The sequence below is a fragment of the Komagataeibacter europaeus LMG 18890 genome (assembly GCF_000285295.1).
In the GTDB taxonomy this organism is placed as follows: domain Bacteria; phylum Pseudomonadota; class Alphaproteobacteria; order Acetobacterales; family Acetobacteraceae; genus Komagataeibacter; species Komagataeibacter europaeus.
Genome location: NZ_CADP01000001.1, coordinates 82,120 through 98,050, shown reverse-complemented (window position 1 = coordinate 98,050; position 15,931 = coordinate 82,120). Strand labels below are relative to the sequence as shown.

General features: G+C 64.2%; 14 protein-coding genes. 9 read left to right on the top strand and 5 right to left on the bottom strand.

Annotation, left to right across the window (positions count from 1 at the left end; genetic code table 11):
* Window positions 1–29: 29 nt before the first annotated feature.
* The 4 genes from GEU01_RS00510 to carA form a co-directional block, all read right to left on the bottom strand.
* The gene (locus GEU01_RS00510) at window positions 30–1,226 is read right to left on the bottom strand and encodes a threonine ammonia-lyase (RefSeq protein WP_010506625.1); all 1,197 of its coding nucleotides are present in this window, start codon (window positions 1,224–1,226) and stop codon (window positions 30–32) included.
* 11 nt (window positions 1,227–1,237) lie between these two features.
* Window positions 1,238–1,711 carry a transcription elongation factor GreA gene (gene greA / locus GEU01_RS00505; RefSeq protein ID WP_019084525.1) on the bottom strand — a complete coding sequence of 158 codons (474 nt, stop codon included), beginning with the start codon at window positions 1,709–1,711 and terminating at the stop codon, window positions 1,238–1,240.
* A 132-nt stretch (window positions 1,712–1,843) separates the two neighbouring features.
* On the bottom strand, window positions 1,844–5,098 hold the full coding sequence (gene carB / locus GEU01_RS00500) for a carbamoyl-phosphate synthase large subunit (RefSeq protein ID WP_019084524.1): 3,255 nt from the start codon (window positions 5,096–5,098) through the stop codon (window positions 1,844–1,846).
* Between the two features lie 10 nt (window positions 5,099–5,108).
* Window positions 5,109–6,506, bottom strand: a complete 1,398-nt coding sequence (gene carA / locus GEU01_RS00495; RefSeq protein WP_019084523.1) for a glutamine-hydrolyzing carbamoyl-phosphate synthase small subunit — start codon at window positions 6,504–6,506, stop codon at window positions 5,109–5,111.
* Between the two features lie 153 nt (window positions 6,507–6,659).
* On the opposite strand from carA, the gene GEU01_RS00490 reads away from it, so the two are divergent.
* From GEU01_RS00490 to GEU01_RS00450, 9 genes are all read left to right on the top strand, one after another.
* Entirely contained in the window at window positions 6,660–7,118 is a 459-nt protein-coding gene (locus GEU01_RS00490; RefSeq protein WP_010506620.1) for a GatB/YqeY domain-containing protein, read from the top strand.
* Between the two features lie 20 nt (window positions 7,119–7,138).
* A complete protein-coding gene (gene dnaG, locus GEU01_RS00485) occupies window positions 7,139–8,938 on the top strand; it encodes a DNA primase (RefSeq protein ID WP_019084522.1) in 1,800 nt (599 codons plus the stop codon).
* Between the two features lie 218 nt (window positions 8,939–9,156).
* Entirely contained in the window at window positions 9,157–11,136 is a 1,980-nt protein-coding gene (gene rpoD, locus GEU01_RS00480) for an RNA polymerase sigma factor RpoD (RefSeq protein ID WP_019084521.1), read from the top strand.
* Window positions 11,126–11,728: a GNAT family N-acetyltransferase gene (locus GEU01_RS00475; RefSeq protein WP_019084520.1), complete on the top strand. Its 603-nt coding sequence runs from the start codon at window positions 11,126–11,128 to the stop codon at window positions 11,726–11,728. The genes rpoD and GEU01_RS00475 overlap by 11 nt, the downstream gene beginning before the upstream one ends.
* Before the next feature lie 99 nt (window positions 11,729–11,827).
* The gene (locus tag GEU01_RS00470) at window positions 11,828–12,193 is read left to right on the top strand and encodes a hypothetical protein (protein WP_026018376.1); all 366 of its coding nucleotides are present in this window, start codon (window positions 11,828–11,830) and stop codon (window positions 12,191–12,193) included.
* Window positions 12,194–12,346: 153 nt separating this feature from the next.
* Complete coding sequence (gene rpsF / locus GEU01_RS00465; RefSeq protein WP_010506612.1) at window positions 12,347–12,832, top strand: 30S ribosomal protein S6; 486 nt, start codon at window positions 12,347–12,349, stop codon at window positions 12,830–12,832.
* Between the two features lie 6 nt (window positions 12,833–12,838).
* Window positions 12,839–13,114: a 30S ribosomal protein S18 gene (gene rpsR, locus GEU01_RS00460; protein ID WP_007399693.1), complete on the top strand. Its 276-nt coding sequence runs from the start codon at window positions 12,839–12,841 to the stop codon at window positions 13,112–13,114.
* 13 nt (window positions 13,115–13,127) lie between these two features.
* The gene (gene rplI / locus GEU01_RS00455) at window positions 13,128–13,718 is read left to right on the top strand and encodes a 50S ribosomal protein L9 (protein ID WP_010506609.1); all 591 of its coding nucleotides are present in this window, start codon (window positions 13,128–13,130) and stop codon (window positions 13,716–13,718) included.
* 139 nt (window positions 13,719–13,857) lie between these two features.
* Window positions 13,858–15,105 carry an SAM-dependent methyltransferase gene (locus tag GEU01_RS00450; RefSeq protein ID WP_019084518.1) on the top strand — a complete coding sequence of 416 codons (1,248 nt, stop codon included), beginning with the start codon at window positions 13,858–13,860 and terminating at the stop codon, window positions 15,103–15,105.
* On the opposite strand, the gene rsmA is transcribed toward GEU01_RS00450, so the two are convergent.
* Window positions 15,075–15,926, bottom strand: a complete 852-nt coding sequence (rsmA, locus tag GEU01_RS00445; protein WP_010506605.1) for a 16S rRNA (adenine(1518)-N(6)/adenine(1519)-N(6))-dimethyltransferase RsmA — start codon at window positions 15,924–15,926, stop codon at window positions 15,075–15,077. The genes GEU01_RS00450 and rsmA overlap by 31 nt on opposite strands.
* Window positions 15,927–15,931: the final 5 nt, after the last annotated feature.

The window sequence follows — 15,931 nt, the reverse complement described above, 5'->3', positions numbered from 1 at the left end:
ATGTCGTGGTATTGCCTGAACCCACAGGTTCAGGCGCGGCGCACGATATAGGTCTTGGCCAGTTCCGCTTCCAGCGCGCGGGCGTGGTCGGGGTCGCGGGCTTCGACCATGACTTCCAGTTCGGCGGCCTGCACGCTGGGCGTGGTGAACAGGCGCTGGTGCGAGACCTCGATGATATTGCCGCCTTCATCACTGATCTTGCGCGAAATATCGGCCAGCACGCCGGGGCGGTCGGGGATTTCCATTTTCAGGCACAGAAGCCGCCCGTCACGCAGCAGCGAACGCAGCAGCGTGTTGGCCAGGATGCGGCTGTCGATATTGCCGCCGGTCACCGGCAGCGCCACCCGCTTGCCCCGGAACAGTTCGGGATAGGTCAGCACGGCGGCCAGCGCCGTGGCGCCCGCGCCCTCGCTGACCTGCTTGGCCCCTTCCGCCAGCATGGTGATAGCGGTCTCGATCGCGCTTTCGGGCACGACCAGTACGCGCGACACCAGTTCGCGGATGACTTCAAGCGGCTGGCGGCCGATCTGCAGCACCGCGATGCCTTCGGCAATGGTGGGGCCACCCGGCGGCAGCACCTCATCACCGGGGAAACCGGCAAGCGAGGAGAAATTCTCCACCTGTACGCCAATGATGTCCATATTCGGCTGCAGGGCCTGCCCCGCTACCGCGCAGCCTGCCAGCAGGCCGCCACCGCCGATGGGACAGACGAAGGTGTCCAGCGGTCCCGCATCCTCGAACAGTTCAAGGGCGAAGGTGCCCTGTCCCGCCATGACTTCGGGATCGTCATAGGGGTGGACGAACACCCGGCCCTCGCGCTGGCACAGCATGTTGGCGTGCGCCGTGGCTTCGGCGAAGTTGTCGCCTTCCAGCACCACGGTCGCCCCCCACGCGGCGGTGCGCGTGACCTTGGCGGCGGGCGTGAAGCGCGGCATGACGATGACCGCGTCGATACCCAGCAGGGAGGCATGGCGGGCGACGCCCTGCGCATGGTTGCCGGCCGAGACGGTAATGACGCCGCGTTCGCGTTCGCGCGGGGTCAGCAGGGCCAGCTTGTTGGCCGCCCCGCGTTCCTTGAACGAACCGACAGCCTGCAGGTTATCGAGCTTGAGCACGATATCCGCGCCGGTCGCGCGCGACAGTGTCTGGCAGGGTACGGTGGGCGTGTGCAGCACGCGCCCCTTTATCCGCTGTGCGGCGGCGGTGATGTCTTCAAGCGTGATCACGGTTGGTATGCCTAGCCGTAGGTGACTTCCAGGATTTCATACGTCCGGTCGCCGCCGGGGGCGGGGACGGATACGCTGTCACCAATGCTCTTGCCAATCAGGGATTTGGCAAGCGGCGAGGAAATGGACAGGAGCCCCTGCTTGATATCGGCTTCGTACACGCCAACGATCTGGTAGGTGGCTTCCTTGTCGGTTTCTTCATCCACCAGCTTGACGCGCGCGCCGAATTTCACCTGGTCGCCCGACAGGGAGGCAGGGTCGATGACTTCGGCGGAGGAGACGATTTCCTCCAGTTCCTGAATGCGGCCTTCGGTAAAGGACTGGCGTTCGCGGGCCGCGTGGTATTCCGCGTTTTCCGAAAGATCGCCATGGCTCCGCGCTTCGGCGATCGCACGAATGATCGCGGGGCGTTCTTCACTCTTGAGCTTGCGCAGTTCGTCTTCAAGCCGTTCCAGGCCGGGGCCCGTCATCGGAAATTTCTGCAAGGTTTGTCCCCGAGGTGAAGGTCAGTTTCCACAACTGACTGTTGGTTGCCGTGTCCGGGCCTATCGCATCAATGCAACGCGGGTGGCCGCCGGTTTTCGGACTGGCAGGCCACCCGTTTCGATACGATACGCTCAGAATGATCCCTTAAAATAGGATTGAAGGGGCGCGACTTCAAGAACCCCCTCGCGCATGGCCGCAATGGCATGCGTTGCGGCGCGTGCGCCCGCGATGGTGGTGTAGTGGGGAATGCCATGGGTCAGCGCCGAACGGCGGATGTCGAAACTGTCGCTGACGGCCTGCGCCCCCTGCGCGGTGTTGATGACCATCTGGATCTCACCCGACCGGATGGCGTCGACACAGTTCGGGCGGCCTTCCAGCACCTTGTTGACCACGTCCACGCTCACGCCCGCTTCGCGCAGGCACTTGGCCGTGCCGCGCGTCGCCACGATGCGGAAGCCCATTTCCGACAGCAGGCGGCCGATGGATTTGACCGCGGGCTTGTCGCTGTCGCGCACCGACAGGAACACCGTCCCCGACAGGGGCAGCTTCACGCCAGCGGCAAGCTGCGACTTGGCGAATGCCCGTTCGAACGAGGCGTCAAGGCCCATGACCTCACCCGTGGAGCGCATTTCCGGGCCGAGGATCGTGTCCACGTCGGGGAAGCGGTTGAAGGGGAAAACCGCTTCCTTTACCGCCACATGCGGGGCGACCGCCCGGTCATCAAGGCGGAATTCACCCAGCTTCGCGCCAGCCATGACGCGCGCGCCGATCTTGGCCACCGGAACGCCCGTGGCCTTGGCCACGAACGGCACGGTGCGCGAGGCACGCGGATTGACCTCCAACACGAAGATTTCCTGCCCCTTGATCGCGTACTGAACGTTCATCAGGCCGACAATGCCCAGTTCCCGGGCCATGGCCTCGGTCTGGCTTTTCAGTTCGGTCACGATGGCGGGCGACAGGGTGTAGGGCGGCAACGAACATGCGCTGTCACCGGAATGGATGCCTGCTTCCTCGATATGTTCCATGACGCCCGCGACATAGACCTCGTTGCCATCGGCGATGCAGTCCACATCCGCCTCGATCGCGTCATTCAGGTAATGGTCGATCAGCACGGGGCCGTTGGCGACTTCCGCACCGGCAAGCTGCAGGGCCACGCGCATGTAACGCTGCAGGCTGGCACGGTCATGCACGATTTCCATCGCGCGGCCGCCCAGGACATAGGACGGGCGGACCACGACCGGGTAGCCGATCTTCTCGGCCACGGCTTCGGCTTCCGCCGGGCTGCGGGCGATGCCGTTGGCGGGCTGGCGCAGGCCCAGCCTGTGTAGCATGGCCTGGAAGCGTTCGCGGTCTTCCGCACGGTCGATCGCATCGGCCGGCGTGCCCAGCAGGGGAATGCCCGCGGCTTCCAGCGCGTGCGACAGCTTCAGCGGCGTCTGGCCGCCATACTGGACGATGCAGCCCAGCACGGTGCCGTTTGCCTGTTCGCGACGGATCAGGGCGATCACGTCTTCCGCCGTCAGCGGTTCGAAATACAGGCGGTCGGACGTGTCGTAGTCGGTCGAGACGGTTTCGGGGTTGCAGTTGACCATGATCGTCTCGAACCCGGCTTCGCGCAGGGCGTAGGCGGCATGGACGCAGCAGTAATCGAACTCGATCCCCTGGCCGATCCGGTTCGGGCCACCGCCAAGGATGACGATCTTCCTGCGGTCGGTCGGGCGGCTTTCGCATTCCGGCACGCCATATCCGCCTTCATAGGACGAATACATATACGGCGTGGGGGACGCGAATTCACCGGCGCAGGTGTCGATGCGCTTGTAGACCGGCAGCACGCCACGGCTTTCGCGCAGCTTCGCGATTTCATCGGCATTGGTGCCTGACAGGCGCGCCAGCTGGATGTCGGAAAAGCCCATGGCCTTCAGCGTGCGCAGGCTGTCGGCGTCTTCAGGCAGGCCGTCGCGCATTACCGTGTGTTCAGCCGCGACAATCCGCGCCAGTTCGCGCAGGAACCACGGTTCAAACCGGCAGGCGTCGTGGATGTCCTCGACACTCAGTCCCGCGCGCAGGGCCTGTGCTGCCATAAGGATACGCTCGGGGCGCGGTTGCGACAGGGCGGCGCGGAAGGCGTCGGGGCCGCCATCGCCCGGTGCTTCCACCGGATCAAGGCCGGCCAGCCCGATTTCCATCGAGCGCAGGCCCTTCTGCAGCGCCTCGGGGAAGGAACGGCCAATGGCCATCGCCTCGCCAACCGACTTCATGCTGGTGGACAGCAGGGCGGGGGTGCCCGGAAATTTCTCGAACGTGAAGCGCGGGATCTTGACCACGACGTAGTCAATCGTCGGCTCGAACGATGCCGGCGTGCTGCCGGTGATGTCGTTGGTCAGTTCATCCAGCGTGTAGCCGACCGCCAGCTTGGCCGCGACCTTGGCAATCGGGAAGCCTGTCGCCTTGGACGCCAGGGCGGAGGAACGCGACACGCGCGGGTTCATCTCGATCACGACCACGCGGCCATCAACGGGATTGATGCCGAACTGCACGTTCGACCCGCCGGTTTCCACCCCGATCTTGCGCAGGCACGCCAGCGACATGTCACGCAGGCGCTGGTATTCCTTGTCCGTCAGCGTAAGCGCGGGGGCGACGGTAATGGAATCGCCGGTATGCACGCCCATCGGGTCGATGTTTTCGATGGAGCAGATGATGATGCAGTTGTCAGCCGTGTCGCGCACGACCTCCATCTCGTACTCCTTCCAGCCCAGCACGGATTCCTCGATCAGGACTTCCGTGGTGGGGGAGGCGTCCAGCCCGGAGGAGACGATGCGGTCGAATTCTTCCTTGTTGTAGGCGATGCCGCCGCCCGAGCCGCCCATGGTGAAGGACGGGCGGATGACCGCGGGCAGGCCGACGGTCGCCAGCGCGCTGCGCGCTTCCTCCAGCGTATGGGCGATCAGGCTGCGCGGGCTTTCGATCCCGATCTCGTCCATCGCCTCGCGGAATTTCTGCCGGTCCTCGGCACGGTCGATCACTTCGGCATTGGCGCCGATCAGTTCGACATCGTGCTTTTTCAGAAAGCCTGACTTGTCCAGCGCCATGGCCGTGTTCAGCGCGGTCTGGCCGCCCATGGTGGGCAGCACGGCGTCGGGCTTTTCACGCAGTATGATGCGTTCGACGAATTCCGGGGTGATCGGCTCGATATAGGTCGCGTCCGCCAGCCCCGGATCGGTCATGATCGTGGCGGGGTTGGAGTTGACCAGAATGACGCGGTAGCCCTCTTCCTTCAGGGCCTTGCAGGCCTGCGCGCCGGAATAGTCGAATTCGCACGCCTGGCCGATAACGATCGGGCCGGCGCCGATGATCAGGATGGAGCTTATGTCTGTCCGTTTTGGCATGGGTCGGCTTTCACGCGGTCTTGGTTGTGGTGTCGATCAGGTCGACAAAACGGCGGAACAGGTAATGGCTGTCGGACGGGCCGGGGCTGGCTTCGGGGTGGTACTGCACCGAAAATGCCGGGTAACGGCTGGTGGCAATGCCTTCGTTCGATCCGTCAAACAGGCTGGTATGGGTGGCGCGCACGTCATTGGGCAGGGATTTGTCGTCCACCGCGAAACCGTGGTTCTGGCTGGTGATTTCCACCTTGCCCGTCGCTAGGTCCTTGACCGGCTGGTTCGCCCCACGGTGCCCGCGCGCCAGCTTGTAGGTCTTTGCCCCAAGGGCCAGGGCAAGCAACTGGTGCCCAAGGCAGATGCCGAATACCGGCTTGCCCGCTTCCAGCACGCCGCGAATGGCCGGGACCGCGTATTTCGCCGTCGCCGCCGGGTCGCCCGGCCCGTTGGACAGGAACACGCCAGCGGGATCGAGGGCGAGGATGTCCTGCGCCGTCGCGGTCGCGGGCACCACGGTCACGTCGCAGCCCGCGGTGGCAAGGCAGCGCAGGATGTTGCGCTTGGCCCCGTAATCGACCGCAACCACCTTCCGGCGCTTTTCAGGCAGGGCCACGGTGCCGTGCGGCCACTGCCACACGCCTTCGGCCCATGTATAGGGTTTTGCGCAGGTGACTTCGCCCGCCAGGTCCATGCCCTCCAGCCCCGGCCACGCGCGGGCGCGTTCCTGCAGGGCGGGGATGTCGAACTTTCCGTCGGCGGGATAGGCCACCACGGCCGTCTGCGGGCCGCCTTCGCGGATGCGCCGCGTGATGGCGCGGGTGTCGATGCCGCAAATGCCCGGAATGCCCTGCGCCTTGAGCCATGCGTCCAGCGATTCGGTCGAGCGCCAGTTGGCCGGCGCCGTCAGGTCTTCCTTGACCACCAGCGCGCGGGCATGCACGCGCGCTGCCTCATCATCCTCCGGCGTGGTGCCGGTATTGCCGATATGGGGGAAGGTGAAGGTGATGATCTGTCCCGCAAAGGACGGGTCGGTCAGCGTTTCCTGGTATCCGGTCATGCCGGTGGAAAAACAGATTTCACCCAGTGCGCGCTCCGTGCTGTGCGCGCCGAATCCGCGTCCCCACATAATGGTGCCATCCGCCAGGATCAGGGCGGCTGTCGCGGCTTTGGGCCTGTTGGCCGGTGCGATCGGGTTTGACGTGCTCATCATGGGCTCCGGTCGGTCGGATTCTGTATCGGGTTGCAGGTCGGACAGTGACAGGCCGGTAGCGCGCAGCACGGTTGTCCAGTGCTTGGGCGGAATGGCGCGGGCCTGCCGCCATTTGCGAATGGCCTCGGTGCTGACGCCCGTCAGGCGGGCGGCCTGTTCGGCGCCGCCGAGGCGTTCGATAATACTTTCTATCGTCATCGGCATTGGATGATGTCCCTTCCGGGAGTATTGCCTAACAGCGTCTCTGGTAATTGGGAAGAAAATTCCCACGTACCTGCGAAATGAGATGATGGGAAAATTATTCCCGGCACGAACGGGGCATCCCGCCCCGCCCGCCGGGCAGAGGAGTTGACAGTCATGTCCTTGCGCGCACGTTTCATGGATGATCTGAAAGCAGCCATGAAGGCAGGCCAGAGTGAAAAGGTCGGCACCATCCGCATGATCACCGCAAAGCTGAAGGATGTCGATATCGCCGGTCGCGCCAAGGGGGAAGACCAGGTGAGCGACGAAGCCGTGATGTCCATGCTGCGTGGCATGATCAAGTCCCGCACGGAATCAGCTTCCATGTATGAAAAGGGCGGTCGCCCCGAACTGGCGGAAAAGGAAAACGCCGAAATCGCGATCATCCGCGCCTACCTGCCGCCCGATCTGGATGACGCCACCATCGAGGCCGCCGTGCGCGAAGCCATCGAACGCACCGACGCCACATCCATGAAGGACATGGGCAAGGTCATGGCGGCGCTGAAGCAGCAGTTTGGCGCGGCCCTTGATCCCGCGCGCGCCTCCGCCGTGGTACGCGCACGCCTGGCCGCCTGAAGCGGGGGGCATGCGACACGATGGCGCTTGATCCCGCATTCCTTGACGAACTGCGTGCCCGCACGCCCATCGCCCCCATTATCGGGCGGCGGACGAAGCTGGTGCGTTCGGGAAAGAACTGGAAGGCATGCTGCCCCTTCCATGGGGAAAAGACGCCATCATTCTATGTCTATGATGACCATTACCATTGCTTTGGCTGTCAGGCGCATGGCGATGTCATCACCTTCGTGATGCAGAGCGAGGGCCGTTCCTTCCCCGAGGCGGTGGAGGAACTGGCCACCGCCGCCGGCATGGAAATGCCAAAGCCCGACCGCAACCAGCGCGAACAGGCCGAACGCGCCCGCACGCTGGGCGAGGTGCTGGATGCGGTGCAGGCATCGTGGCAGCGCAGGCTGTACCAGCCGGAAGGGCGCGAGGGACTGGCCTACCTGCAGGGCCGTGGCCTGACGGACGAAACCATCGCCGCCTTCGGCCTTGGCTGGTCGGGGGAAGGGCGTGGCGGCCTGGTGGCGGAAATGGCGGCGCTGGATATAACCCCCGCCATGCTGCGCGACGCGGGTGTGATGCGCGCGGATGAAGACGGCACGCCATCGCGCGAACTGTTCTTCAACCGCGTGACCTTTCCCATCCGTGACCGGCGCGGGCGGCTGGTGTCCTTTGGCGGGCGCATACTGGGCGATGGCCAGCCCAAATACCTCAACGGTCCGGAAACCGCCATTTTTTCCAAGCGCCGGGTGCTGTTCGGCCTTGATCGCGCGCGGGAGGCCGTGCGCGGCACGGGGCCCGCGTCCGACCTGCTGGTGGTGGAAGGCTACATGGACGTGATCGCCCTGCATCAGGCGGGCTTTCGCGGCGCGGTCGCCCCGCTGGGCACGGCGCTGACATCCGAACAGCTTGAAGCGCTGTGGCAGGTCGCCCCGGCCCCGGTGCTGTGTTTCGATGGTGACGCGGCGGGACAGCGCGCGGCGGTGAAGGCGGCGGAAACCGCGCTGCCGCTGCTGAACGTGGACCGTAGCCTGCGGTTCTGCGCCCTGCCTGAAAATGATGACCCCGACAGCCTGGTGCGCCGTGACGGTCCCGCCGCCATGGCCGCCCTGATCGCGGGGGCGCGCCCGATGGGGGACGTGCTGTTCGGCCTGCTGAGCGAGGGCGTGCGCAACCCTGGCCCGGAACAGCGCGCGGCCCTGCGCCGCAGGCTGGTGGAGGTCGCGGGCCTGATTCCCGACAAGGCGCTGGCATCAGAATACCGCTCCACCCTGCTGGACAGTTTTTTCCAGACCTTCCGCCGAAGCGGTGTGCGCGGCAGCGTGAAAAAAGCCGCTGTCGCCACGTCGCCCGTGGCCATCATGGATGCGGACCTGCAGCGCCAGTGCATCCTCAGCGCCATCATCCTCGAACAACCCGGCGTGCTGGATGAAGTGCAGGACGCCTATTGCCGCCTTGAACTGCCAGCCGACCTTGCCGCCCTGCGGGAGGACCTGCTGGACCTGTATGATGCCCGTGGCGAACTGCCGCCACCTGATGAACTGGCGGCCTGCCTGTCCACCGCGGGGCTGGATGACGTATGCCTGCGCGTGCGGGCCGTGCGCGGGCGGCGCGAAGGTGGCCAGGGGGATGACGACCTGTTCGGTACCGACCCACGGCACGAGTGGTGGCATTTTTACGCTTTGTTGAATGTTGAACGCTTTGCCGCCGAAATTCGCGCCGATACCGAACGGATGTGCGCGGGCGATCTGGATGAAGCCGCATGGGCCAGCCTGCGCACCCGCCTGCTGGCGCTTGATACCCTGCGCCGGGGTGGTACCGACCTTGATGAATAAGGCGGAAAATTGACCGAATGCATGAAATGAACCGGGGCAACCCTTGACTTCGGCCATGTTATCGACCACCTGCACCAGACAAAAGCAGATGAAAACGGTATGATTGGCCGTATCCTGTCCCGCTACATACCGGCGGGCGGAAAAGGGAACGGCCACTGTGCGCGGGCAGGGTGTGCGCGCTTGCGTAAACGGATTTGCTGGGTAGGGATTGATCGGGCATGGCGACAAAGACAGCCACGGGTACGGACACGGCTTCGGGGGATCAGGATAACGATACGACCCTGCTGGACACCCGGTCCGGCGCCGTCAAGAAACTGATCGCCCGCGGCAAGGAACGCGGTTACATCACTTTCGACGAACTCAACGCCGTCCTGCCACAGGACCAGATGTCCTCCGAACAGATCGAGGACGTGATGGCGGCCCTGTCGGAAATGGGCATGCAGGTTGTCGAGAACGAGGACAACGACGAAACCGAAACCCCGGCCCCCGCCGAAACCAAGAGCGACGACACCGCCGAGGAAGAAAGCGAGAGCGAGGAACCGGCCGCCGGTAACGTCGATACCGAAAGCCTGGGCCGCACCGATGACCCGGTGCGCATGTACCTGCGCGAAATGGGTTCGGTCGAACTGCTGTCGCGTGAAGGTGAAATCGCGATCGCCAAGCGCATCGAGGCCGGCCGGGACGAGATGATCGGCGGCCTGTGCGAAAGCCCGCTGACCTTCCGCGCCATCATTTCGTGGCATGAGCGGCTCAAGGCCGGTGAGATGCTGCTGCGTGACATCGTGGATCTCGAGGCCATGCAGTCCGGCGGCAACGACCCCGTCGAGGCCACGGAAGGCGAGGAAGCCTTTGGTGAAAACGAAGGCGCCGAAAACGAGGAAGCCGAGGAAACCGAGGGCGAAGGTGAGGGCGAAGGCGAAGGGGCCGGCCTGTCGCTGTCGGCGCTTGAGGAAAAGCTGAAGCCCGAAATCCTTGAACAGTTCGAGGAAGTCGAGGCGCTGTACGACGCGTTGCACAGGGTGCAGGCCGAGCGGCTGGAAAAATTCACGGCGGGTGAGGAAATCTCCGCCGATGATGAAAGCCGTTACGAGCAGCTGCGCATGGAACTGGTGGGCAAGGTCCAGCAGGTTCACCTGCACAATGCGCGTATCGAGGTGCTGGTCGAGCACCTGAAGGAAATCTTCCAGCGCCTGAACGGCCTGGAAGGGCGCATGCTGCGGCTGGCGGAAAGCACCCGCGTGTCACGTGATGACTTCCTGCTGAAATATCGTGGCCGCGAACTCGATCCCGGCTGGATTGACATGGTCGCCACCCTGCCGGCCAAGTCATGGAAGAACTTCCTTGCCAAGCATGGCGAGACGGTGATCCGGCTGCGCAACCAGGTGGCTGAACTGACACAGGAAACCGGCCTGCCGGTGGGCGAATTCCGCCGCGTCTATGCCACCGTGTCGCGTGGTGAACGGGATTCGGCGCGCGCCAAGAAGGAAATGATCGAGGCCAACCTGCGCCTCGTGATCTCGATCGCCAAGAAATACACCAATCGCGGCCTGCAGTTCCTTGACCTGATTCAGGAAGGCAATATCGGCCTGATGAAGGCGGTGGACAAATTCGAATACCGTCGTGGCTACAAGTTCTCCACCTACGCCACGTGGTGGATCCGCCAGGCCATCACGCGCTCCATCGCCGATCAGGCGCGGACCATCCGTATCCCGGTCCACATGATCGAGACGATCAACAAGCTGGTCCGCACGTCGCGCCAGATGCTGCATGAGATCGGGCGCGAGCCCGCACCGGAGGAACTGGCCGAAAAGCTGGGCATGCCGCTGGAAAAGGTGCGCAAGGTGCTCAAGATCGCCAAGGAGCCGATCTCGCTCGATACCCCGATCGGGGACGAGGAAGACAGCCATCTTGGTGATTTCATCGAGGACAAGGCCGCCGTCATCCCGCTTGACGCCGCGATCCAGACCAACCTGCGTGAAGCCACGACGCGGGTGCTGTCCTCGCTTACCCCGCGTGAGGAACGTGTGCTGCGCATGCGCTTTGGCATTGGCATGAACACCGACCACACGCTGGAAGAAGTGGGCCAGCAGTTCAACGTGACGCGTGAACGTATCCGCCAGATCGAGGCCAAGGCCCTGCGCAAGCTCAAGCATCCCAGCCGGAGCCGTAAGCTGCGTTCCTTCCTTGATGATAACTGAGGTTCCATGCCCGGCCGCCCGTGATGAACCGGGCGGTGATGGAACACGGGTCGGGGTGGATGTGACGTTCCTGTGCATGGACCGTGCGCCCCCCGGCATTCCGCCTGTCCTGCCACATGGCTACAGTATCCGGCAGACCTTTCGCCCCGGTGTTGCGTGGTATCGTGGCCTGTATGACGCCGTGGGGGCGGATTACTGCTGGTGGCTGCGCCGCGTCATGCCCGACGGTGACCTTGCGGCCCTGCTGTCCAGTCCGGGCATTGGCGTGCATGTGCTGTATGATGGCGACACGCCCGCGGGATTCTGTGAACTCGACAGCCGGTATGCCCCCGATATCAATATCGCCTATTTCGGCCTGTTGCCCGCATGGATCGGGCGCGGGGTCGGGCAGGTTTTCCTGCACCAGATGGTGGCGCGGGCATGGGCGATGAATCCGGCGGTGCTGCGGGTCAACACCTGTTCGGCTGACCATCCGCGCGCGCTGCCCAATTACCGGCGGGCCGGTTTTCGCAGGGTACGGACGATTCATGAAATCTGGACCATTCCCGATACGCTGGGGCTGAAGGTGCCGGCGCACCTGCGTCTGGACTGAATGAAAGACGGTCATGGTGCACGGAGCCGTGACTTCAATACTTGTTATAACAATATGACGTGACCATCTCTCCTCCCGGAGCTGCGAGGAATGGAGAGCATGGATTTCGATATGTCGTACTACAAGTTCCACGGTGTCGATCGCGCGGCGCTGCTGGACGCCCTCGGCCTGTGCGATACCGGTGAGCCCGACCCGGATGATGAAGCGCCGTACGCCATTGCGGACCTTCCCAATGGCTGGTTTGTCATCCGCACCAATAACGATAGTGGCCTGATTTCCGATTATGACCGCAAGACCCTATGCCGCGAGGGCAGGCTGGTCGACCCGCGTGGCCCGGGCAGCATGCTTGATGTGCCGCTGGAACTGGTCAGGGCCGTGACCGGATTCCGCCATGACCGCCCGCAGGATGTCAGGCCCACGCCGGTCTTTACGTGGCTGGCGCCGATTAAAAGGTCGCTGACCTGACTTTTTCCTTGTCTGTTGGCCGGGTTTGTGTTTCAAACCGCATCTTCCCTGCCGGGTGCGTGGCATCGTCCCCGGCTATACCCGTGCCCTGGTGGCAACATGGCGGACCGTGTCCGTCCATGCGGGGGTTGAAGTGATCCGAAGGGAGTCCCAATGCCGTTGTATGAAACCGTGCTGATTGCACGTAATGACGTGTCGCAGCAGCAGGTCGAAGCCATCGCCGATGGCATCGCCGCCCAGCTTGAAGCGGAATCCGGTTCCGTCAAGAAGCGTGAATACTGGGGCCTGCGTACGCTGGCTTACCGTATCAAGAAGAACCGCAAGGGGCATTACATGCTTCTGGGCCTGGATGGTTCTTCCGCCGCCATCAAGGAAATCGAGCGCCAGCTCAGCCTGAACGAAGACGTTCTGCGCGTGCTGACCCTGCGTGTGGATGAGATTGACGAAGCACCGTCGGTCATCCTGTCGCGCAAGGGTGACGAGCGTGAGCGTGGCTTCCGTGGGCCCAAGCCCTCCGGTCGTTTTGAAAGCGGTCGCGGCACGCGCCGTAATTTCGATGACCGCGAGGAGTTCCGCGCCCGTAACGAGCGTGAAGAACAGCAGCGCGCCAACGCCACTGCCAGCGCCGAAGCGGAGTAAGAGCTGATGTCCGAATCAACCGAGATCAATCCCGCCGCCCGCCGCGTTGCGGTTGGCGCGCGCCGTCCGTTCTACCGTCGTCGCAAGTCCTGCCCGTTCTCCGGCCCCAATGCGCCGAAGATCGACTACAAGGACGTGCGCCTGCTGAGCCGCTTCCTGTCCGAACGTGGCAAGATCGTTCCCAGCCGCATCACGGCAGTGTCCGCCAAGAAGCAGCGTGAACTGGCCCAGGCCATCAAGCGTGCGCGTTTCCTGGCCCTGCTGCCCTACATTGTAAGCTGAGGGAGGCAGAACCATGTCCGCAGTAGAACTCATCCTGCTCCAGCGCGTCGAGAAGCTGGGCCAGATGGGCGAGATCGTCACGGTGAAGCCGGGTTATGCCCGTAACTTCCTGCTGCCCCAGGGCAAGGCGATCCGCGCCAACGCACACAACCGCGAGCGTTTCGAACGTGAACGTGCACAGCTTGAGGCCCAGAACCTCAAGAACCGCGAGGAGGCCGAGCGCCTGTCCGAGCGGATGCACGGCCTGTCCGTCATCCTGATCCGTCAGGCTGGCGACAGCGGCAGCCTGTATGGCTCCGTCACGACCCGTGACATCGCGGAAGCCGCGACCAAGGCTGGCCTGACCATCGGCCGCAACCAGGTCATCCTGCCCGAGCCGATCAAGCAGCTTGGCCTGTATGAAGTCAGCGTCGCCCTGCACCCGGAAGTGACCATGCAGGTCACCGTCAACGTTGCCCGTTCCGAAGAAGAAGCGGAACGTCAGGCACGTGGTGAGGAAATCGGCGTCGATCAGGACGACGAACAGGTTCTGGCCGAAGAAGGCGCGGTAACCGAAGGCGAGGTTTCGGAAGAAACCGCTGTCGAGGAAACCCCGGCTGCCTGACTGACCTGATCCTGTCGCCCCAACGGGGTGCCTGACCGGTTGCGAAAGCCCGGAAGAGGAAACTCTTCCGGGCTTTTGTCGTTTCCGGGGCGGGTGCATCGGCCTGTTGCCGGGCGGGCATGCGTGAAGGGGACGAGTGATGGCATCCGTATTGCTGGACCGCGCCTTTGCACATTTCATTACCCTGGGGCGGCTGGATGTCTATTACCCCGGCGGCGACAGGCGCGTATATGTAGGTGGCCCCGGGCCACAGGCGGGCCTGTGGATCGCGGATGGGGAAACGGTGCGTGCCCTGCTGCTTGATCCCGCGCTGAAGGTGGGGGAAGCCTACATGGCGGGCACGCTGCGCCCGGTGGGCTGCACGCTGTATGACCTGCTGCATGTGCTCATGCTCAATGTCATGCGGCGCAGCCCCGCGGGGGAACGGATCTTTGGTTCCCTGCGCTATATTGCGCGGACATGGCTGCAGGATAACACCCTGCGGCGCGCCCGGCGGAACGTGGCGCATCATTATGATCTGGACAGCAGGCTGTACCGGCATTTCCTGGATGGGGACATGCAGTATTCATGCGGTTATTTTCCCACGGGCAATGAAACGCTGGCACAGGCGCAGGCGGCCAAGAAACATCATCTGGCGGCCAAGCTGCACCTGTCGCGCCCCGGCATGCGCGTTCTGGACGTGGGGTGTGGCTGGGGCGGGATGGCCCTGACGCTGGCGCGTGATTATGACGCGCAGGTGACGGGCATTACCCTGTCGGTGGAACAGTTGCACATTGCCCGCCAGCGTGCGCGGGCCGCGGGGCTGGACGGGCGCGTGCGCTTTGAACTGCTGGATTACCGCGCCGTCAGCCGGCAGTACGACCGGATCATTTCCATCGGCATGTTCGAACATGTGGGCGTGGCCCATTACCCGGCGTTTTTCGCCACCATGCGCGCGGCCCTGCGCCCCGACGGGGTCATGGTGCTGCATTCCATTGGCCGAAGGGAAGGGCCGGGCGTGACCAATCCATGGATTGACCGCTACATCTTTCCCGGTGGCTATTCCCCGGCGGTCAGTGAAGCCGTCGGCGCCGTGGAACGCGCCGGGCTATGGCTGACGGATTGCGAGATCTGGCGCCTGCATTACGCGCGCACCATTGCCCACTGGCGCAGCCGTTTCGCGGCACGGCGCCAGCAGGTCGCGCGGCTGTATGACGAACGCTTCTGCCGCATGTTCGAATTCTACCTTGTGGTGTCCGAACTGGCCTTTCGCGTGCAGGGGCACCTGAATTTCCAGTTGCAACTGGTGCGCGAAATCGATGCCGTGCCCCTGTCGCGCGATTACATGTACGCCCCGCAGCCCATGGCCGTGCCGGATCAGGACGGCGTCGCGGCCCTGCGGGCATGAAGGCGGGCCAGGCGGTCGAATTCCGCAATATCCAGTGTCTCGGCCCGGCGGCTGCCGTCAATGCCCGCTTCAGCCAGCAGGGCTTCCCCCCCGATGGATTTCAGCGCGCCGCGCAGCATCTTGCGCCGCTGGCCGAATGCCGCCGCCGTAACCTGTTCCATGGCGCGGAAAACGGCCGTATCGGGCTGCTGCGCGTGGGGGATCAGCCCGACCACGGCGGAATGGACCTTGGGCGGCGGGGAAAACGCGCCGGGGGGAATATGCATCTGCACGCCACAGCGGCACGTCCACTGCGCCAGCACGCCCAGCCTGCCGTAATGCGCCGAACCGGGGGCGGCGCAGATACGTTCGGCCACTTCCTGCTGGAACATCAATGTCAGCCGCGACCACGCCGCCGCCTGCCGCAGCCACCCGACCAGCAGCGGCGTGCCAACGTTATAGGGCAGGTTGGCAATGATCTGGCGCGGGGCAGGACACAGCGTGGTCAGGTCGCACCGCATGGCGTCGGCTTCGATGATCCGCAGGCGACCGGGCGCAAGGGCGGCAAGTTCCGTAATGACGGCAACCGCCCGTGTATCCACCTCCACCGCGACAATGCTGGTGGCATCGGTATCCAGCAGCGCACGGGTCAGGCCGCCAGGACCGGGGCCGACTTCCACCACGTGCTGTCCCGCCAGATCCCCCGCCAGCGCCGCGATACGCGCCGTAATGGCCGGGTCCAGCAGGAAGTGCTGCCCCAGCGCCTTGCGCGCATCCAGCCCGTGCCGCGCAATGGTCTCGCGCAGGGGTTCCAGCCCACGGGGCCGTTCGGTCATGGTCATGGCCC